We start from the raw sequence: 19460 nt of genomic DNA on the forward strand, positions 1-19460 counted from the left end.
CGCCCAACCGACCTTCACTGTCCACCTTTTTGCACGAAGCTCCGAACGAAATCCTCGGCATTTTCCTCAAGTACGTCGTCGATCTCGTCCAGAACCGAGTCCACGTCGTCGCTCAGCTTCTCCTGACGCTCCTTGAGGTCCTCGGAAGCCTGCGTCTCCGCCGCCTGCTCCTCGACCTCCTCGGTGGACCGGGTGGCCTTCTGCTGTCCGCCGCCGGTGTCCTTGGTCGCCATATCCCTCACCCCGCTCGGTTCGCCCGACACAGTTGCTCGGTCAAGATCAGACCCTACTCGCCGGGTCTGACAATGGCCCCGCAGTTGCTCCAACGTACGGGGACCACCTCGATGATTCCCGGACCAGGGACTTTCCACCCTGTCCGGCTGGTTACGGACGAGTACCCGCTCATCGGGTTCACCCGCCCGACAGGACCCTGACCAGGTCTTCCGCGGTGCGGCAGCGGTCCAGGAGCTCCTTGACGTGATTACGCGTTCCGCGAAGCGGTTCCAGGGTTGGGACGCGCTGCAGCGAGTCCCGGCCCGGCAGATCGAAGATCACCGAGTCCCAGGAGGCCGCCGCGACGTCGTCCGCGTACTGCTCCAGGCAGCGGCCGCGGAAGTACGCCCGGGTGTCCTCCGGCGGCACCGTACGGGCCCGCTCCACGTCCGCGTCGGTCAGCAGCCGCTTCATGCGGCCGCGGGCCACCAGACGGTTGTACAGGCCCTTCTCGGGCCGTACGTCGGCGTACTGGAGGTCGACCAGGTGCAGCCGCGCCGCGTCCCAGTCGAGGCTGTCCCGGCGCCGGTAGCCCTCCATCAGCTCCCGCTTGGCGACCCAGTCCAGCTCTCCGGCCAGACTCATCGGGTCGTGCTCCAGACGGCTGAGGGTGTCCTCCCAGCGCGACAGGACGTCCTTGGTCTGGTCGTCGGCGTCGGCCCCGAACCGCTCCTCCACGTACTTGCGCGCCAGCTCGTAGTACTCCATCTGCAGCTGGACCGCCGTGAGCGTACGGCCGCTGCGGAGCGTGACCAGGCGTTTCAGCGACGGGTCGTGCGAGACCTGGTGGAGCGTGCGGACGGGCTGGTCGACGGCCAGGTCGACGGCGATGAAACCGTCCTCGATCATCGACAGCACCAGCGAGGTCGTGCCCAGCTTGAGGTAGGTCGAGATCTCCGAAAGGTTCGCGTCGCCGATGATCACGTGCAGGCGCCGGTACTTCTCGGCGTCCGCGTGCGGCTCGTCGCGGGTGTTGATGATCGGGCGCTTGAGTGTCGTCTCGAGGCCGACCTCGACCTCGAAGTAGTCGGCCCTCTGGCTGAGCTGGAAGCCGTGCTCGTGCCCGTCCTGGCCGATGCCGACGCGGCCCGCTCCGGCGAAGACCTGACGGGAGACGAAGAACGGCGTCAGGTGCCGCACGATGTCCGAGAAGGGGGTCTCCCGCTTCATCAGGTAGTTCTCGTGCGTGCCGTAGGACGCGCCCTTGTTGTCGGTGTTGTTCTTGTACAGGTGGATCGGCTGGGCACCGGGCAGCTGCGCGGCCCGTTCCGCGGCCTCGGCCATGATCCGCTCGCCGGCCTTGTCCCAGAGGACGGCGTCCCGGGGGTTGGTCACCTCCGGGGAGCTGTACTCGGGGTGCGCGTGGTCGACGTAGAGCCGCGCACCGTTGGTGAGGATCACGTTGGCCAGGCCGATGTCCTCGTCGGTGAGCTGGCTGGAGTCGGCGGCCTCGCGGGCGAGGTCGAAACCTCGCGCGTCCCGCAGCGGGTTCTCCTCCTCGAAGTCCCAGCGAGCCCGGCGGGCCCGGTGCATCGCAGCCGCGTAGGCGTTCACGATCTGGGACGAGGTGAGCATGGCATTGGCGTTGGGGTGGCCGGGGACGGAGATCCCGTACTCCGTCTCGATGCCCATTACTCGCCGTACGGTCATGCGGCCCTCCTTGCCCGGCGGCACCCTCGGTCGTGGGCGCCACTCAGATACCGCTGGCGCTCGGTTGCGTGTGCGGTGCCCGTCCCCGCACTGCGCGACTCGGCGGTACGCAAGAGCCTAGAACGCCTTTGCGCTGGTGGGGAGATCATTTGCGTCATTGCGTTGCTCCAGGCGTGGCCTGAAAAACAGTCGGCTGCGGGTACCCGTCGAGGGCACCCGCAGCCGCCCTGCCTTTTACAGGTACTGACCGGTATTCGCCACCGTGTCGATGGAGCGTCCGGTGTCCGCGCCCTGCTTTCCGGTGATGAGCGTACGGATGTACACGATCCGTTCGCCCTTCTTTCCGGAGATGCGGGCCCAGTCGTCCGGGTTGGTGGTGTTCGGCAGGTCCTCGTTCTCCTTGAACTCGTCCACGCAGGCCTGGAGGAGGTGGGAGACGCGGAGACCCTTCTGGTTCTTCTCGAGGAAGTCCTTGATCGCCATCTTCTTGGCACGGCCCACGATGTTCTCGATCATGGCGCCGGAGTTGAAGTCCTTGAAGTAGAGGACTTCCTTGTCACCATTGGCGTAGGTGACCTCCAGGAAGCGGTTCTCCTCGGACTCGGTGTACATGTGTTCCACAGCCGTCTGGATCATGCTCTGGACGGTGGTGGCCTTGCTGCCGCCGTGCTCTCCGAGGTCGTCCGAGTGCAGCGGGAGGCGCTCGGTGAGGTACTTGCCGAAGATGTCCTTCGCCGCCTCGGCGTCGGGACGCTCGATCTTGATCTTCACGTCCAGACGGCCGGGCCGCAGGATGGCGGGGTCGATCATGTCCTCACGGTTGGAGGCGCCGATCACGACCACGTTCTGCAGGCCTTCCACACCGTCGATCTCGGCGAGCAGCTGCGGGACGATGGTGTTCTCCACGTCCGAGCTGACACCGGAGCCACGGGTGCGGAAGAGGGACTCCATCTCGTCGAAGAAGACGATGACGGGCGTGCCCTCGCTGGCCTTCTCACGGGCCCGCTGGAAGACGAGGCGGATCTGCCGCTCCGTCTCACCGACGTACTTGTTCAGAAGCTCGGGACCCTTGATGTTGAGGAAGAAGCTCTTCCCCTGGGCCTGGCCGGTGACCTCGGCGACCTTCTTGGCCAGCGAGTTCGCGACGGCTTTTGCGATGAGCGTCTTACCGCATCCGGGAGGCCCGTAGAGCAGGACGCCCTTGGGCGGGCGCAGCTCGTGCTCCTTGAACAGGTCCGGGTAGAGGTACGGCAGCTCGACCGCGTCGCGGATGGCCTCGATCTGGCCGCCGAGACCGCCGATCTGCTCGTAGCCGATGTCGGGGACCTCTTCGAGGACGAGCTCCTCGACCTCGCTCTTGGGGACGACCTCGTATACGTATCCGGAGCGGGGCTCCAGGAGCAGGGCGTCGCCGGGGCGGATGGTGACGTCCAGCAGCGGCTCGGCGAGCCGCACCACCCGCTCCTCGTCGGTGTGCCCGAGCACCAGGGCCCGCTCGCCGTCCTCGAGGATCTCCTTGAGGGTGACGATGTCACCGACGCGCTCGAACTCCATGGCCTCGACCACGTTGAGCGCTTCGTTGAGCATTACTTCCTGGCCGCGCCGGAGCTCCTCGAGCTCGACGCTGGGGCTGACGTTCACCCTGAGCTTGCGGCCGCCGGTGAAGATGTCGGCGGTGCCGTCCTCGTTCGCCGTCAGGAAGACCCCGAAGCCGGCCGGCGGCTGCGCGAGCCGGTCGACCTCCTCCTTGAGGGCCACGATCTGGTCACGTGCCTCACGGAGCGTGTTGGCGAGTCGCTCGTTCTGCGCGGACACGCCGGCCAGGTTGGTCTGCAGCTCGACGATCCGCTCTTCGAGAATCCTCGTGTGTCGCGGAGAGTCGGCGAGCTTGCGCCGCAGGACGGCGATTTCCTGCTCAAGGTAAGCAATCTGCCCGGCCGGGTCGTCGGACCCGCGTCCCGGGCGGATGCCGCGGTTCATGTCGTCGTCGTGGGCTGCCACGGTCCTCACCTCCTCCAAGGGGAGCTGGACGCTTCCAGACCCTACCTGGGCGGGTGTCGATTGAAACCCCTAGATCACAAAGACGGTCGGGGTGTGTCCGATCTTCACCCTTGCGCTCTCCCTCACGCCAGGGGAATACCCAGCGAACATGATTGGAACCCAGGCGAAGGTAGGGTCGAACTGTTCAACACCCGCCGGAGCTGGCCGGATTCCCGACACGGCTCGGCGGAGAAACGGCAGGAGAGATGAGCGTGCAGCAGGTGGCCGGGGCGGAAGGCGAGGAGCTGGAGGTCTGGATCGACCAGGACCTGTGTACCGGCGACGGCATCTGCGCCCAGTACGCGCCGGAGGTGTTCGAGCTGGACATCGACGGTCTGGCCTATGTGAAGAGTGCCGGCGACGAGTTGCTCCAGGACAAGGGAGCGACAACGCCCGTTCCGCTGCCCCTTCTCACGGACGTGATCGACTCCGCGAAGGAGTGTCCGGGCGAGTGCATCCACGTACGTCGGGTTTCGGACAGGGCCGAAGTCTACGGCCCGGACGCAGAGTGACCAGTTATCTACGTTCCGTGACTACTGTCTGATATCTCACACGCGCCGTCGCACCTGCCTCACACGGTGCGGGCTCCGGCGGGCGTCGAGCGGACGAACGAGCCGCCCTGCCAACGCCATTTCGCGTCGCTCTTCACATCGGGGCAGCAACGCGGCACGTCGGCCGACGAGTAGCCGAGGAGCGTGGCCGTCACGGCGCCGTCCCGTACGGCGAAGTCGGTGACGGTGGTGCCGTCCTTGGGGTCGAGCAGCGTGGCCACGACGCGTGGTGTGCCGCCGCCGGCGTCGCGCGTCACGACGTACACGCCGTCCGGCGGGGTGCCCATCGGGGAGTCGCAGTGCACCACGGCCACCGTCTCGGGGCGGCCGTCGCCGTCGAGGTCTCCGGAAGCCCGCTTCTTCACCACGGCCTTCACCGGGCCGCACTCGATCGGGAACGCCACCGTCGCCGGGTCGGGCGGAGTCAGGTGCGCCGGAGCGCTCTTGGTCTCGGGGGCTGCCGGCTGGGCCGCGGTCGCCGCGCCGGGCTGCAGGATCGAGGAGAAGGCCACGACACCGGCGACGGCCGTCGCGGTGGCGAGCCAGTGGATGGGGCGGGTGTGGGTGTGGGCGAGCTCCGGGACGGCGGAAGACTGCACTAGGAGGGTCTCCTGAGGCTGTGCCGGTGGGGTGGCCAGCATGGTGCCACACGTCACAGCCCGAGGGAACGGCGGGGTGTGCATGTCCCGCGCCGGGGAAGTCAGAAGGGTTACGGTTCCTGCCGCAGTGTCAGCGGACCGCGGAGGCCTCGCCCGCGCTGCGGCGCGCCCAGGGTCGTCGGGGCCTGCGCGGCAGGTCAACGGCGCCGGACGGGGGTTCACCCCGGGCGGCAACGAAAGGGCGCCGTGCCGGAGTTCCGGTACGGATCCGGGAACTCCGGCACGGCGCCGGTGCGTTGGACGCGGTGACGGACCGCTTCAGCGGGCGGTGCCGCCGTCGGCGTTGGGACCCGCGTAGTCCTCGCCGTAGGCGCCCTTGGCGGGGCGGCGGCGGCGCATGGGCGGCTCGACGCCGTCGGCGAGGCGGCGGGCGGTGAGCAGGAAGCCGGTGTGGCCGATCATCCGGTGGTCCGGGCGGACGGCCAGGCCCTCGATGTGCCAGTTGCGGATCATCGTCTCCCAGGAGGTCGGCTCGTTGAAGCAGCCGATCTCGCGGATGGACTCGACGGTCCGGGCGAGCTGGGTGGTGGTCGCCACGTAGCAGCACAGGATGCCACCGGGGACGAGCGCCTTGGAGACGGCCTCCAGGCACTCCCAGGGGGCGAGCATGTCGAGGATGACGCGGTCGACGTCGGCGTCGGACAGGTTGTCCTGGAGGTCGCCGACGGTGAGCTGCCAGGCGGGGTGCGGCCCGCCGAAGTAGCGCTCCACGTTCGCCTGGGCGATCTCGGCGAAGTCGGCACGGCGCTCGTAGCTGTGCAGCATGCCCTGGTCGCCGATGGCCCGCAGCAGGAAGCTGCTGAGCGAGCCGGAGCCGACACCCGCCTCCACGACGCGCGCGCCGGGGAAGATGTCGGCGAAGGCGAGGATCTGCCCCGCGTCCTTGGGGTAGACCACGGCGGCGCCGCGGGGCATGGACAGGACGTAGTCGGGGAGCAGGGGGCGCAGCGCGAGGTAGGCGACGTTCCCCGTGGTGCGGACAACGCTGCCCTCGGGAGCGCCGATCAGTTCGTCGTGCGGGAAGGAACCCTTGTGGGTGTGGAAGTTCTTCCCGGCCTCGAGCGTGAACGTGTAGTGGCGGCCCTTGGGGTCGGTCAGCTGAACCTGGTCCCCGACCTTGAAGGGCCCGCGCCTGCGGGCGGCACCGGTCGGTTCGGACATGTGACCAGCCTACCGGTCCCGGGAGGGGGCTCCGACCACTCAGCTGGGCCTCGCCATCGCCTTCACGAAGGCCCGTTCCACGTCGGCCGCCGAGAGCACGCCGTAGATCTCGCCCGTCTCCTCCACGACGAGGTACTCGGTCGCGGGGGTCGCCCGGAGGGCGTCGAGGAGTTCCTCGCCCGAGAGTTCCGCGGAGACGCGCATGCCGTCGGTGAGGTCCTGGGCGAGGCCGCTGACGGCGACCCAGGGGCGGCGGTGCTCGGGTACGCCGGCGATGGCGGCCTCTCGGACGAGGGAGAGGGGCTTGCCGTCGGCGTCGACGACGACCAGGGCGCGGGCTCCTGCGGCGTTCGCGCGGCGCAGGGCCTCCGAGAGCGGGGTGTCGGTCTCGACGGGGACCGCGCGGCGGGTGAGGGCCCGGGCGCGCAGTTCGGGGAGGTGCTCGCGCAGGCGGGCCATGCGCAGGCTGTTGCCGGCGCCGGTCCAGATGATCGCGGCGAGGATGGCGGCGAGCAGGGCGTCGAGGACGGTGTCCATGCCGACGTTGTCGACGGCGTCGGTGCCGAGGGCGCCGGACTGGGTCAGCAGCGGCAGCCCGATCAGGACGGAGACGGCCAGGGCGCGGCCGACCCAGGCGGCGGCGATGGTGCCGGTCATCGGCTTGCCGGTGATCTTCCAGACCACGGCCCGGAGCATGCGGCCGCCGTCGAGGGGCAGTCCGGGCAGGAGGTTGAACGCGGCCACGATGAGGTTGGAGATCATCAGGCCGGCGAGCAGGACACCCGGGACGGTGCCGGGTTCCACGGCCAGCAGGGCGGCGTAGAAGACGCCGGCGAGGACCAGGGAGAGCAGGGGCCCGACGAAGGCCAGCACGAATTCGCGACCGGGGGTCTCGGCCTCCTTCTCGATCTCGGAGACGCCGCCGAAGAACTGGAGCTGGATGCGGCGGACCGGGAGCTTGAAACGGAGGGCGGCGACGGTGTGGGCCAGCTCGTGGACGAGCACGGAGGCGTAGAAGGCGACCGCGAAGAAGAGGGAGACCAGGTAGCGGGCGGCGCCGAGCTCGGGCAGCACGCGCTCCAGCTGGCCGCCGAACACCCAGGTGATCAGTGCGGCGACGAGGAACCAGCTCGGTGCGACGTACACGGGCACCCCGAAGGGCCGCCCCATGAGCAGCCCGCCCCGGGGTTCCGGCCGCTGGGGGACGGGACCCTTGCCGTCGGCGGAGTGCGCGAGGGGGCGGTCGCCGTGGTGACTCGAGTGGCCGGGGGCGGGGGCGGGGCCCGAGGGCTGCGGACGGTCCTGATCGCCCGGGCCGGGGGCCGGGGTCTTGCTCAGGCGATCCGCCTCGGGCCGGCCGCCGGAAGATGCCGAGTGGGGGCCGCTGGCGTAGGCGCGGTCGGGGTGCGTGTCGCCCTCCGGCGAACCGCCGCGGTCGCCGACGGCGGGAGTCTGGTCCGCTGCCGAGTCGTCCTCCTGGCCGTCCGACGCGGCCGGCCGCGACGCAGGTGTGTCTGCCGGAGAGGTACCGGCGGGAGCCACCGGATCGATCGGCTCCTGCGCCGCTGCGGGCTGGTCCGGCGACGCTGCGTCCGGCTTCGGGGCCTCAGTGGGCTGCGCCGCCGGCGCGGCGTCCGGCTTGGGCGCGGCAGCGGGCTGCTCTGACGCCGGAGCGGTCGGTGTCGGGGCCGCAGTACGTTGCTCCGGGCCCTCCATGGGCTGGTCCGGCGCCGCAGCGGGCTGCTCGGGAGTCAAGCGGTGTTGGTTCGTGGGCTGTTCGCCGGTGGGGATCGGGTCGGTGGCCCGGCCCGGGCGCCCCGCGTGGCGCTCGGCCGACTCGTCGTTGCCGGACCGCGGCCGCCCGCGCCCGCCGCTCTCGTCCACCGGTGTCCCCTCGATCGAAGCGTCTCCCGCGCCTGCCGGACGGGAGGGTCTCGAGTCGATGGTATGCGTCCGTCGTGGTGCGTTTCGCCCCGGCACCCCTGTGTTTCCCGTACGTCGACCTCCTCTCCCGGCTTCCCCCACGCAACACGGCCGGGTCACTGTCAGTGGCGGGCCGTAAGGTCTGGGGCATGGAGACGAGCACCGAGGGCGCGGCGCAGCCCGACAGCAGTCCGGCCGCGGCGGTGGATCCGCCGGTCCCGGCCGGGCCCGCGGAGACGGCAGTGGAGACGGCGGCAGAGGCGCGGACGGAGGCCGAGGCCCGGCCGGTGGCGGAGGCAGCGGCCGAGACCGAAGCCGTGAGCGCCCTCGTGACCGGGTCCACCGCCATACCGCCCGCCTCGCTGTCCCCCTCGCGTGCCAGTGACTTCATGCAGTGCCCTCTGCTCTACCGCTTCCGGGTGATCGACCGGCTGCCGGAGAAGCCGAGCGAGGCCGCGACCCGGGGCACCCTGGTGCACGCGGTCCTGGAGCGGCTCTTCGACGCCCCGGCGGCCGAGCGCACGGCGCCCCGGGCGAAGTCGCTGGTCCCCGGCCAGTGGGACCGGCTGCGCGAGACGCGGCCGGAGGTCGGGGAGCTGTTCGCCGACGATCCGCGGGGCGAGCGGCTGGCGCGCTGGCTGGGCGAGGCGGAGCAGCTCGTCGAGCGCTGGTTCACCCTGGAGGACCCCAGCCGTCTGGAGCCGGCCGAGCGGGAGCTGTTCGTCGAGGCCGAGCTGGAGTCCGGGCTGCGGCTGCGCGGCATCATCGACCGGGTCGACGTGGCGCCCACGGGCGAGGTCCGGATCGTCGACTACAAGACGGGGAAGGCGCCCAGGCCGGAGTACTCCGAGGGCGCCCTGTTCCAGATGAAGTTCTACGCCCTGGTGGTGTGGCGGCTGAAGAACGTGGTCCCCCGGCGGCTCCAGCTGGTCTACCTCGGCAGCGGCCAGGTGGTGACGTACGACCCGGTCCTCGCCGACCTGGAGCGGGTGGAGCGCAAGCTGCTGGCGCTGTGGGAGGCGATCCGGCTCGCCACCGAGACGGGCGACTGGCGGCCGCGCCCCACGAAGTTGTGCGGCTGGTGCGACCACCGGGCTCACTGCCCGGAGTTCGGGGGCACTCCCCCGCCGTATCCGCTGCCGGTGCGCGCGGCGGAGCTTCCGGTGCAGCCCGCCGCCGGTGAGGGCGCCTGAGTCCGGCGGGCCCGCGCAGGGCAGAATGGGGCCGGACGAGCGAAGGAGACTTACGTGGCCATCCGCGTCCTACTGGTCGACGACCAGCCGCTGCTCCGTACCGGCTTCCGGATGATCCTGGAGGCCGAGCAGGACATCGCGGTCGTCGGGGAGGCCGGTGACGGACTGCAGGCACTCGACCAGGTGCGTGCGCTACAGCCCGATGTGGTTCTGATGGACATCCGCATGCCGCGGATGGACGGTGTGGAGGCGACCCGGCAGATCACCGGCCCCGAGCGGGACGGGCCGGCGAAGGTGCTGGTGCTGACCACCTTCGACCTCGACGAGTACGTGGTGGAGGCGCTGCGCGCCGGTGCCAGCGGGTTCCTGCTCAAGGACGCGCCCGCCAACGAACTGGTGCAGGCCATCCGGGTCGTCGCCGCGGGCGAGGCGATGCTCGCGCCGAGCATCACGCGCCGGCTGCTCGACAAGTACGCCACGCACCTGCCGTCGGGGGACGAGCCGGTGCCGGACACGCTGCACACGCTCACCGACCGCGAGGTCGAGGTGCTGAAGCTGGTGGCGCGCGGGCTGTCCAACGCGGAGATCGCCGCCGACCTGTTCGTCAGTGAGACCACCGTCAAGACGCACGTCGGGCATGTGCTGACGAAACTGGGCCTGCGCGACCGGGTGCAGGCGGCGGTGTACGCATACGAGAGCGGGCTGGTGCGCCCGGGAGCGCAGTAGCGACCGCGATCCGGCACGCGAGAGGGCGCCCCCGCCGAGCGGGAGGCGCCCTTTTTCGTTTCGGTGCGTCAGGCGTCCTTGCTGAGCTCCCAGAAGCGGAACACCGTCGAGGCGTCGAGGCAGTACTCGAGGCCGTAGACGCCGTCGCGGACGACCGCGTACTGCTTGGCCTGCCACACCGGCAGGACGGGGAGTTCGTCGGCGACGATGTCCTGCAGCTCGCCGAACTCCTTGTCCGTGGAGGCCCGGTTGGTCAGGGCGGCGGTGCGCGGGATGAGCGATCCGGTGATCGTGCCGTTGTCGTAGTTGTTGCTCAGCACGTTGCCCTCGCCGAAGAAGGGGGCCGTGAAGTTGTCGGCGTCCGGGTAGTCCGGCACCCAGCCCTTCACGTAGACGCCGTACTTGCCGGCTGCGATGTCCTTCTCGTACTGACCGAAGGAGACCGACTTGACGCTCGCGTCGAACAGGCCGCTGGTGTTGAGCTGGCCGGCGATGGCCTCCAGCTCCTGGTCGGTGGCGGGGCCGTAGCGGGACGGGGTCGACCAGAGGGTGAGCTTCACCCTGTCCGTGATGCCGTCCTCGCGGAGCGCGGCCCGGGCCTTGGCCTTGGAGGGGCGGGCGCCGTAGGTGTCGAAGAAGGCCGTGTTGTGGCCCGCGATACCGGCCGGGATGATCGAGTACAGCGGGGTCGCGGTGCCCTGGTAGACGTCCTTGATGAGGGCTTCGCGGTCGAGCAGGTGGGCGATGGCCTTGCGGACGCCGATCTTTCCTGCGACCGGGTCGTTCATGTTGAACACCAGGTGCTGGACCTCGGCGCTGCTGCCCTCGACGACCTCGGTGCCGGTGCCGTCGTCGGCCTTCTCCATGTCGGCGACGTCGCCCGCGGTGAGGCCGCGGTAGGCGATGTCGACGTCCTCGTCCTGGATGGCCTTCTTCAGGGCGGTCTGGTCGCCGTCGAAGAACTTCAGCGTCACGCCGGTGTTGCTCACCTTGGCGGTGCCCTTGTAGTTCTCGTTGACGGAGAAGACGGCCTGGCCGTCGTCGAACGAGTCGAGCTTGTAGGGGCCGGAGCCGACGGCCTGGCCGTCCTTGCGCAGCTTGCCCGCGTCGTACTCGTTGTGGTCGACGATGGAGCCGGCGCCGGAGGCGATCTTGCTCGGGAAGGTGGCGTCGGACGTGTTGAGGTGGAAGACGACCGTCTGCTCGTCCGGGGTCTCGACCTCGTCCAGCGTGGGGAACATGATCGCGGGCCCGTCAGGGTCGTTGATCTTCAGCATCCGCTCGAAGGAGAACTTGACGTCCTGTGAGGTGAGGGCGTCACCGTTGCTGAACTTGAGGCCGTCCCTCAGCGTGCATCTGTAGACCGAGCTCTTCGTGTCGGTGAAGGTGCAGCTCTCGGCGGCCTCGGGCTGCGGTTCCGTGGCGCCCTTGGGGAAGCTCAGCAGGGACTGGAAGACGTTGTTGAACAACAGCCAGGAGCCGGGGTCGTAGCCGGAGGCCGGGTCCGTGGCCAGGACGTCGTCGGACATCCCCACCACCACGTTGGAGCCGTCCCCCGCGGAGTCTCCGCTCTCCGTGCCACAGCCGGTCAGCAGTCCGGAGGCGAGCCCCGCCACGATGGGCAGGACCGGCCACTGGTTGCGTATCTTCACGTGTGTGCCTTGTCGTCGGTTCTCGAGAACTCCCGGAGCCTGTCCCTGGCTCCGGGGCACGGATCCCCGGGGGCCGCGGTCAGGGGCCCCCGGGGATCCAGCGGGTCCGTCAGCCGCTCACGCCCCGCCCGAGCTCCCACAGCTGGAGCGTCGAGGCGGAGTTGAGCGCGTAGGCGGTACCCGTGACGTCGTCGCGGGCGGCGACGTACTGCTTGCCCTGCCACAGCGGCAGCACCGGCACATCACCGGCGACGATGTCCTGAATGTCCGTCAGGCTGGTGGAGGCGGACAGCCGGTCCGCCTCACGGCGGGACTCCGGGATCAGGGTGTTGCGGATCTGGCTGTTGGCGTACGGCGAGCCGAGCGTGTTGTCGGCGTCGAGGAACGGCGCGAGGAAGTTGTCGGCGTCCGGGAAGTCCGGGAACCAGCCCATGCCGTAGACGTCGTAGTCGCCCTTCTTCTCGGCCGGGCGGAAGGTGTCCCAGGGAGTGCCCTTGATGCCGACGTCGAACAGGCCGCTGGAGTTCAGCTGGTCGCGCAGGACCTCGAACTCCTTCTTGGTGGCCGGGCCGTAGTGGTCGGTGGTGTAGTGCAGCGTCAGCTTCACCGGCGTGGTGATGTTCGCCCGGTTGAGCAGGGAACGGGCCTTGGTGACGTTCGGCTCGCCGTACTTGTTGAAGAACGAGTTGGAGTGGCCGGTGACGCTGGCCGGGACCAGCGAGTACAGCGGCTCGGCCTGGGTGCCGTAGACCTTGGAGACCAGGGCGCTGCGGTTGACGATCTGGGCCATCGCCTGGCGTACGGCCTTGGACTTCACCGTCGGGGCGTCGGTGTTGAAGCCCAGGTAGCGGATCTCCAGGCCGGGCATCTCGACGAGGTCGACGTCGGTGTCGGTGCCGCCCGAGAGCTTGCGGATCTGATCCGGCGACATGGCGCGGGTCATCAGGTCGATGTCGCCCTTGTCCAGTGCCTCGCCCATGGCGTCGGCGTCCTTGAAGGACACCATGTCGACCTTGTCGTTGTTCACCTTCAGGGTCCCCTTGTAGTCGGGGTTCTTGGTGAACTCGGCCTTGACCAGCTCGTTGTTCTCGACGTCGGCCTTGAGGGTGTACGGGCCGGAGCCCTCCAGGTCGAAGCCGTCGCGCAGCTTGTTCTTCGGGTAGTCGTCGGGGTCGACGATGCCGGCGACCGGGGTCGACAGCTTGTACGGGAAGGTCGCGTCGGCGGTCTTGAGGTGGAAGATGACCTCGCGGTCGCCCTGGGTCTCGACGGTGTCGATGGTGGACAGCAGCGCGAACACGCCGCTGTCGGCCTTGAGGGAGCGGGCGCGGTCGATGGAGTACTTCACGTCGGCCGCGGTGACAGCGTTGCCGTTGGAGAACTTCAGGCCGTCGCGCAGGGTGCAGGCGTAGCGCTCGTTGCCGGTGTCGGTGAAGCCGCACCGCTCGGCGGCCTCCGGTACCGGCTCGCCCTCGCCGCGCGGCTGGATCATCAGGGTCTGCACGGTCTGGCGCAGGATGTTCCAGGTGCCGACGTCGTAGGCGTAGGCCGGGTCGAGGGGCGCCGGGGCGTCCTTCGAGGCGGTGAACCGGTCCGTGGTACCGACAACGATCGCGTCGCTGTCGCTGCTCCCGCTGTCGGACCCTCCGCAGGCGGCGAGCACCGGCGCGAGCAGGCCGATCACGGCCGGCAGCACCAAAGTCTTGCGGTTCATGCTCGAGTTTCTCCAGAGCTGTCGACTCCGTGTACCCGGCATGCAGGGGTGGCGCAGCGGATCACGGGGGTGGGGCGATGTTCTCGCGACGAGGTTAGTCCGGGCCGGCAGGAGGGTTCGCAGCCACCGGAGTTGAGCACCCATCACGCTGTGGAACCGGGCGCGGACACACCGAAAACCCGACAGTGGAAGCTTTGGTACAGCGTTCCATCAATCGGGACACAAGGGCACGCCGACAGCCCCCTTGAGGGGGTGCACAGCACGCGCCGGATCGGTTGTCGACCCCGGAATGCGTGGGGAACGTCACACGCGTAAACGGGTGCGCAGGTACGGGAATTCGATCGTCCGGAGAGCTTCGAATTCGCCTTCGGAATTGCCGCCCTAACACCGCTGCACGCTGGGTGAACGCCTAGCGCATTTCCGTCATCAGACCGTGCAGAAATGTCAGGTCGACCTCTTCGAGGGAGGTGACGACCGTGCGGCGCAGGGCCGGGGCGATGGGGGCCACGGAGGGCACGGCCACGACCTGGCAGCCCGCGGCCTCGGCGGCGGCGACCCCGGTCGCGGTGTCCTCGATGACGGCGCACCGGGCCGGGTCCGCGCCGAGTCCGGCGGCGGCGGCCAGGTACGGATCGGGGTGGGGCTTGGTGCGCGGCACCTCGTCACCAGCAACCGTCAGGCGGAAGTGGTGGGCTCCGAGCGAGGTGAGCACCCGGTCGATGATGCGCCGGTGTGAGGCGGAGACGAGGGCTGTGGGGATCTCGTACTCGTACAGCTCGGCGAGCAGCCGGCCGGCGCCGGGCATCAGCGGCAGGGCGCGGTCGATGCGGTCCTCGAAGCCGTCGTTCAGGAGCACGGTGAGCTCGTCGAGGGGGATGTCGGCGCCGGTGGCCTCGATGAGGAACCCGGCGCTGCGGGTCATGGGGCCGCCGACCACGACATGGCGCCAGGACTCGTCGAGCGTGTGGCCGAGGGAGGCGAAGACCTCGACCTCGACGTCCCACCAGAAGCCCTCCGTGTCCACCAGCGTGCCGTCCATGTCGAGGAGCACGGCCTGCAGGGCCGACCCTTCGGCGGACCGGGTGCCGAGTGCGGGGACCGTACTGGTCATCCACGTACCTCCTTGAGGGACGGTCAGGCCGGCTCCCACGAAGGGAACCGGCCTGCGGTGGACCGACCAGTCTACGTCGTCCGTGAGCGAAGTGCCTCGTTCAGCGGCTGTGCCCCCGGGCACACCGTGGATACGCCGGGCGCCGCCGTGACGTGCACCGGCAAGAGCCGCTCAGCGGGCGTTGAAGTACTTCGCCTCCGGGTGGTGGATCACGATGGCGTCCGTGGACTGCTCGGGGTGCAGCTGGAACTCCTCGGACAGCTGGACGCCGATGCGCTCCGGCTGGAGCAGGTCGGCGATCTTGGCCCGGTCCTCCAGGTCGGGGCAGGCGCCGTAGCCGAGGGAGAAGCGGGCACCCCGGTACTTCAGCTCGAACATGCCCTGCATCTCGTCCGGGTCCTCGCCGGCGAAGCCGAGCTCGGAGCGCACGCGCGCGTGCCAGTACTCGGCGAGCGCCTCGGCCAGCTGCACGGACAGCCCGTGCAGTTCGAGGTAGTCCCGGTAGGCGTTGCCCTCGAAGAGCCGCGCGGTCTCCTCACCGATGCGCGAGCCGACGGTGACGACCTGGAGGCCGACGACGTCGGTCTCGCCGGACTCCTCCGGGCGGAAGAAGTCGGCCAGACACAGGCGGCGGCCCCGGCGCTGGCGCGGGAAGGTGAAGCGGGTGCGCTCGTTGCCCTGCTCGTCCAGGATGATCAGGTCGTCGTCCTTGGAGACGCACGGGAAGTAGCCGTAGACCACGGCCGCCTCCAGCAGGTTCTCCGTCTGGAGCCGGTCCAGCAGGCCGCGCAGCCGGGGCCGGCCCTCGTTCTCGACGAGTTCCTCGTACGACGGGCCCTCGCCGGTGCGGGCCTGCTTGAGGCCCCACTGGCCCTTGAACAGGGCGCCCTCGTCGAGCCAGCTCGCGTACTCCTTGAGCTGGATGCCCTTGATCACGCGGGTGCCGCGGAAGGGCGGGGTGGGCACGGGGTTGTCGGTGGCGACATCGGAGCGGACGTGCCCCTCCTCGGGGCGCTCCTCGACGGCGGCCGGGGCCGCGGCCCTGACCCGGCGCTGCTTGAGCTCGGGGAGCTTCGCGCCGGGCACGCCGCGCTTGACGCCGATGAGCGCGTCCATCAGGCGCAGCCCCTCGAAGGCGTCCCGGGCGTAGCGGACCTCGCCCTCGTAGATCTCGTGCAGGTCCTGCTCGACGTAGGCCCGGGTGAGCGCGGCGCCGCCGAGGATGACCGGGTAGCCGGAGGCCAGGCCGCGCTGGTTGAGCTCCTCCAGGTTCTCCTTCATGATCACCGTGGACTTCACCAGCAGTCCGGACATGCCGATCACGTCGGCCTTGTGCTCCTCGGCGGCTTCCAGGATCGCGGAGACCGGCTGCTTGATGCCGAGGTTGACGACGTTGTAGCCGTTGTTGGACAGGATGATGTCGACGAGGTTCTTGCCGATGTCGTGCACGTCGCCGCGCACGGTGGCGAGCACGATGGTGCCCTTGCCGGCCTCGTCGGTCTTCTCCATGTGCGGTTCGAGGTGGGCGACGGCCGTCTTCATGACCTCGGCGGACTGCAGGACGAACGGCAGCTGCATCTGGCCGGAGCCGAACAGCTCGCCGACGACCTTCATGCCGTCCAGCAGGGTCTCGTTGACGATGTCGAGCGCGGGCCGCTCCTGGAGGGCCTCGTCGAGGTCCGCTTCGAGGCCGTTCTTCTCGCCGTCGATGATGCGCCGCTTGAGTCGCTCGTCCAGCGGCAGGGCGGCCAGTTCCTCGGCCTTGCCGGCCTTGAGGGACTTGGCGGTGGCGCCCTCGAAGAGCTGCATGAGCTTCTGCAGTGGGTCGTAGCCCTCGGCGCGGCGGTCGTGGATGAGGTCCAGGGCCGTCTGGACCTCCTCCTCGCTGAAGCGGGCGATCGGCAGGATCTTGCTGGCGTGCACGATCGCCGAGTCCAGGCCCGCCTTGACGCACTCGTCGAGGAAGACGGAGTTCAGCAGGATGCGGGCGGCCGGGTTGAGGCCGAAGGAGATGTTGGACAGGCCGAGGGTGGTCTGCACCTTCGGGTGGCGCCGCTTCAGCTCGCGGATGCCCTCGATGGTGGCGATGCCGTCCTTGCGGGACTCCTCCTGGCCGGTGCAGATCGTGAAGGTCAGGCAGTCGACGAGGATGTCCTCCTCGTGGATGCCCCAGTTGCCGGTCAGGTCGTCGATGAGCCGTTCGGCGATCTCGACCTTCTTCTCGGCGGTGCGGGCCTGGCCCTCCTCGTCGATGGTCAGCGCGATCAGGGCCGCGCCGTGCTCCTGGGCGAGGGCCGTGACCTTGGCGAAGCGGGACTCGGGGCCGTCGCCGTCCTCGTAGTTGACCGAGTTGATCACCGCGCGGCCGCCGAGCTTCTCCAGACCGGCCCGGACGACGTCGACCTCGGTGGAGTCCAGCACGATCGGCAGCGTGGAGGCGGTGGCGAAGCGGCCGGCCAGTTCCTCCATGTCGGCGACGCCGTCGCGGCCGACGTAGTCCACGCACAGGTCGAGCATGTGCGCGCCCTCGCGGATCTGGTCGCGGGCCATCTCCACGCAGTCGTCCCAGCGGCCCTCCAGCATGGCCTCGCGGAACTTCTTCGAGCCGTTGGCGTTGGTGCGCTCGCCGATGGCCAGGTAGGAGGTGTCCTGCCGGAACGGCACCGACTGGTACAGGGAGGCCGCGCCCGGCTCGGGCTGCGGAGCGCGCTCGGTCGGGGCGGTGTCCCGGACGCGTTCGACCAGCTGACGCAGGTGCTCGGGGGTCGTGCCGCAGCAGCCGCCGACGAGGGAGAGGCCGTAGTCCCGGACGAAGGTGCCCTGCGCCTCGGCCAGCTCGGGCGCGGTCAGCGGGTAGTGCGCGCCGTCCTTGGTCAGCACCGGCAGGCCCGCGTTCGGCATGCAGGACAGCGGGATGCGCGAGTGCCGGGACAGGAAGCGCAGGTGCTCGCTCATCTCGGCGGGGCCCGTGGCGCAGTTCAGACCGATCATGTCGATGCCGAGCGGCTCCAGCGCGGTCAGGGCCGCGCCGATCTCGGAGCCGAGCAGCATGGTGCCGGTCGTCTCGACGGTCACGGAGACGATCAACGGGACGGAGTGGCCGGTGGCCTCCATGGCCCGGCGGGCGGCGATGACGGAGGCCTTGGTCTGGAGGAGGTCCTGCGTGGTCTCCACGAGCAGCGCGTCAGCGCCGCCCGCGAGCAGGCCCTCGGCGTTCTGCTGGTAGGCGTCTCGGATGGCCCCGAAGGTGGTGTGGCCGAGGGTGGGCAGCTTGGTGCCGGGTCCCATCGAGCCGAGCACCCAGCGCTGTCGCCCGGTGCTGAGGGTGAACTCGTCGGCCACCTCGCGGGCGATCCGGGCGCCGGCCTCGGACAGCTCGGTGACGCGCTCGGGGATGTCGTACTCGCCGAGGGCGGTGAGGTTGGCGCCGAAGGTGTTGGTCTCCACGCAGTCCACACCGGCGCCGAAGTACTCGGCGTGGACCGAACGGACGATGTCCGGCCGCGTCACGTTGAGGATCTCGTTGCAGCCCTCGAGGTTCTCGAAGTCCTCGAGGGTGGGGTCCTGCGCCTGGAGCATGGTGCCCATGGCTCCGTCGGCCACGACCACTCGGGTGGCCAGGGCTTCTCGGAACGCGGACACGCGGGCCCGGCTGTCTGTGGAAGGGGTCGGCGGCAACGCGGCCATGAAAGAGGCTCCCTCGAATGCGACGGCTGTCGGCTTTGCGGCCTCCCGGGCAGCCACGGGGCATCCGGGGAAGGGCGCACCGCGCCAGCGTAACCGGGAGTGGGCTTGGATGGGCAGGGCGTCCACGGGGCGGACTCCGGTGGCATCGGATCGGCCGACCGGGTGACGCGTCGGTCATCCCGGCGCAACAAATGGGGACCAGCCATTAGCGGGAGGTCGACATCGACCGGTAGTGTTCGACATTGCCGAACGAGGGCTGTGGTGACGCTCGTCGGCGGTCGAAGGGGACGGAGGCAGTACGGCGATGGCACGGAACATCCAGTCGCTCGAACGGGCGGCCGCGATGCTGCGGCTGCTCGCGGGCGGCGAGCGGCGGCTCGGCCTGTCGGACATCGCCTCGTCGCTGGGCCTGGCCAAAGGCACCGCCCACGGCATCCTGCGCACCCTCCAGCAGGAGGGCTTCGTGGAGCAGGACGACGCCTCCGGGCGCTATCAGCTGGGCGCGGAGCTGCTACGCCTGGGCACCACCTACCTCGATGTGCACGAGCTGCGGGCCCGCGCCCTGGTGTGGGCCGACGACCTGGCCCGCTCCAGCGGCGAGAGCGTCTACCTGGGCGTCCTGCACCAGCAGGGCGTGCTGATCGTGCACCACGTCTTCCGGCCCGACGACAGCCGGCAGGTCCTGGAGATCGGGGCCATGCAGCCGCTGCACTCCACGGCCCTGGGCAAGGTGCTGTCCGCCTACGACCCGGTGGCGCACAGCGAGGCCCTGGAGGCCGACCGCAAGGCGTTCACCGACCGGACGGTGTGCGAGCCGGAGGGCTTCGAGCACATCCTCGACGTCACGCGCGCGCGTGGGTACGCGGCGGACGTGGAGGAGACCTGGGAGGGCGTGGCGTCCATCGCCGCCCCCATCCACGACCGGCGGCGCATGCCGGTCGGCGCGGTGGGCATCACGGGCGCCGTGGAGCGGCTGTGCCGGCCCGACGACGAGGGAGCACTGCGGCCGGAGCTCATCGCGGCCGTACGGGACTGCGCCCGCGCGGTCTCGAGAGACCTGGGCGCCGGGCGGTTCTGAGGGCACACCAGCGGACCGGGGCGTCGTACGGCGTTCCGGTCC

13 protein-coding genes and 1 pseudogene are annotated in these 19460 nt (G+C 69.8%); 4 read left to right on the forward strand and 10 right to left on the reverse strand.

Going from position 1 to position 19460, the window contains the following annotated elements; all coding sequences use genetic code 11:
* Window positions 1–14: 14 nt before the first annotated feature.
* From ABTX60_RS19245 to arc, 3 genes are all read right to left on the reverse strand, one after another.
* Window positions 15–233, reverse strand: coding sequence for a ubiquitin-like protein Pup (locus ABTX60_RS19245; protein WP_019757212.1), 219 nt, complete (start codon window positions 231–233; stop codon window positions 15–17).
* Between the two features lie 178 nt (window positions 234–411).
* Complete coding sequence (gene dop / locus ABTX60_RS19250; RefSeq protein ID WP_352098214.1) at window positions 412–1923, reverse strand: depupylase/deamidase Dop; 1512 nt, start codon at window positions 1921–1923, stop codon at window positions 412–414.
* Window positions 1924–2157: 234 nt separating this feature from the next.
* On the reverse strand, window positions 2158–3924 hold the full coding sequence (gene arc, locus ABTX60_RS19255) for a proteasome ATPase (RefSeq protein ID WP_352098215.1): 1767 nt from the start codon (window positions 3922–3924) through the stop codon (window positions 2158–2160).
* A gap of 245 nt (window positions 3925–4169) precedes the next feature.
* On the opposite strand from arc, the gene ABTX60_RS19260 reads away from it, so the two are divergent.
* Window positions 4170–4475, forward strand: coding sequence for a ferredoxin (locus ABTX60_RS19260; protein WP_053673880.1), 306 nt, complete (start codon window positions 4170–4172; stop codon window positions 4473–4475).
* Window positions 4476–4534: 59 nt separating this feature from the next.
* Here the strand turns inward: ABTX60_RS19260 and ABTX60_RS19265 are convergent, their stop codons facing one another.
* From ABTX60_RS19265 to ABTX60_RS19275, 3 genes are all read right to left on the reverse strand, one after another.
* A complete protein-coding gene (locus ABTX60_RS19265) occupies window positions 4535–5113 on the reverse strand; it encodes a hypothetical protein (RefSeq protein WP_352098216.1) in 579 nt (192 codons plus the stop codon).
* Window positions 5114–5431: 318 nt separating this feature from the next.
* The gene (locus ABTX60_RS19270; protein ID WP_031141913.1) at window positions 5432–6334 is read right to left on the reverse strand and encodes a tRNA (adenine-N1)-methyltransferase; all 903 of its coding nucleotides are present in this window, start codon (window positions 6332–6334) and stop codon (window positions 5432–5434) included.
* 39 nt (window positions 6335–6373) lie between these two features.
* Window positions 6374–8218 (reverse strand): site-2 protease family protein, encoded by a 1845-nt coding sequence (locus tag ABTX60_RS19275; RefSeq protein WP_352098217.1) that lies wholly within the window; start codon window positions 8216–8218, stop codon window positions 6374–6376.
* 188 nt (window positions 8219–8406) lie between these two features.
* On the opposite strand from ABTX60_RS19275, the pseudogene ABTX60_RS19280 reads away from it, so the two are divergent.
* Together ABTX60_RS19280 and ABTX60_RS19285 are read left to right on the forward strand one after the other, a co-directional pair.
* Window positions 8407–9447, forward strand: a pseudogene (locus ABTX60_RS19280) (RecB family exonuclease); the annotation flags it as partial.
* Window positions 9448–9504: 57 nt separating this feature from the next.
* Window positions 9505–10176, forward strand: a complete 672-nt coding sequence (locus ABTX60_RS19285; protein ID WP_018570356.1) for a response regulator — start codon at window positions 9505–9507, stop codon at window positions 10174–10176.
* A gap of 68 nt (window positions 10177–10244) precedes the next feature.
* Here the strand turns inward: ABTX60_RS19285 and ABTX60_RS19290 are convergent, their stop codons facing one another.
* From ABTX60_RS19290 to metH, 4 genes are all read right to left on the reverse strand, one after another.
* On the reverse strand, window positions 10245–11828 hold the full coding sequence (locus ABTX60_RS19290; RefSeq protein WP_352098219.1) for an ABC transporter substrate-binding protein: 1584 nt from the start codon (window positions 11826–11828) through the stop codon (window positions 10245–10247).
* A 109-nt stretch (window positions 11829–11937) separates the two neighbouring features.
* Window positions 11938–13542, reverse strand: a complete 1605-nt coding sequence (locus tag ABTX60_RS19295; protein ID WP_352098220.1) for an ABC transporter substrate-binding protein — start codon at window positions 13540–13542, stop codon at window positions 11938–11940.
* 409 nt (window positions 13543–13951) lie between these two features.
* Complete coding sequence (locus ABTX60_RS19300) at window positions 13952–14653, reverse strand: HAD family hydrolase (RefSeq protein WP_352098221.1); 702 nt, start codon at window positions 14651–14653, stop codon at window positions 13952–13954.
* 171 nt (window positions 14654–14824) lie between these two features.
* On the reverse strand, window positions 14825–18340 hold the full coding sequence (metH, locus tag ABTX60_RS19305) for a methionine synthase (protein WP_352098222.1): 3516 nt from the start codon (window positions 18338–18340) through the stop codon (window positions 14825–14827).
* A 304-nt stretch (window positions 18341–18644) separates the two neighbouring features.
* Here metH and ABTX60_RS19310 point away from each other — a divergent pair, with 304 nt between their 5' ends.
* A complete protein-coding gene (locus ABTX60_RS19310) occupies window positions 18645–19418 on the forward strand; it encodes an IclR family transcriptional regulator (RefSeq protein WP_352098223.1) in 774 nt (257 codons plus the stop codon).
* Window positions 19419–19460: the final 42 nt, after the last annotated feature.

Source organism: Streptomyces sp. NPDC126510 (assembly GCF_040302345.1).
In the GTDB taxonomy this organism is placed as follows: Bacteria; Actinomycetota; Actinomycetes; order Streptomycetales; family Streptomycetaceae; genus Streptomyces.

Coding starts and splice junctions, on each gene's coding strand:
- ABTX60_RS19245 (WP_019757212.1), bottom strand. CDS start 233: ATGGCGACCAAGGACACCGGCGGCGGACAGCAGAAGGCCACCCGGTCC.
- dop (WP_352098214.1), bottom strand. CDS start 1,923: ATGACCGTACGGCGAGTAATGGGCATCGAGACGGAGTACGGGATCTCC.
- ABTX60_RS19260 (WP_053673880.1), top strand. CDS start 4,170: ATGAGCGTGCAGCAGGTGGCCGGGGCGGAAGGCGAGGAGCTGGAGGTC.
- ABTX60_RS19270 (WP_031141913.1), bottom strand. CDS start 6,334: ATGTCCGAACCGACCGGTGCCGCCCGCAGGCGCGGGCCCTTCAAGGTC.
- ABTX60_RS19295 (WP_352098220.1), bottom strand. CDS start 13,542: ATGAACCGCAAGACTTTGGTGCTGCCGGCCGTGATCGGCCTGCTCGCG.
- ABTX60_RS19300 (WP_352098221.1), bottom strand. CDS start 14,653: ATGACCAGTACGGTCCCCGCACTCGGCACCCGGTCCGCCGAAGGGTCG.
- metH (WP_352098222.1), bottom strand. CDS start 18,340: ATGGCCGCGTTGCCGCCGACCCCTTCCACAGACAGCCGGGCCCGCGTG.
- ABTX60_RS19310 (WP_352098223.1), top strand. CDS start 18,645: ATGGCACGGAACATCCAGTCGCTCGAACGGGCGGCCGCGATGCTGCGG.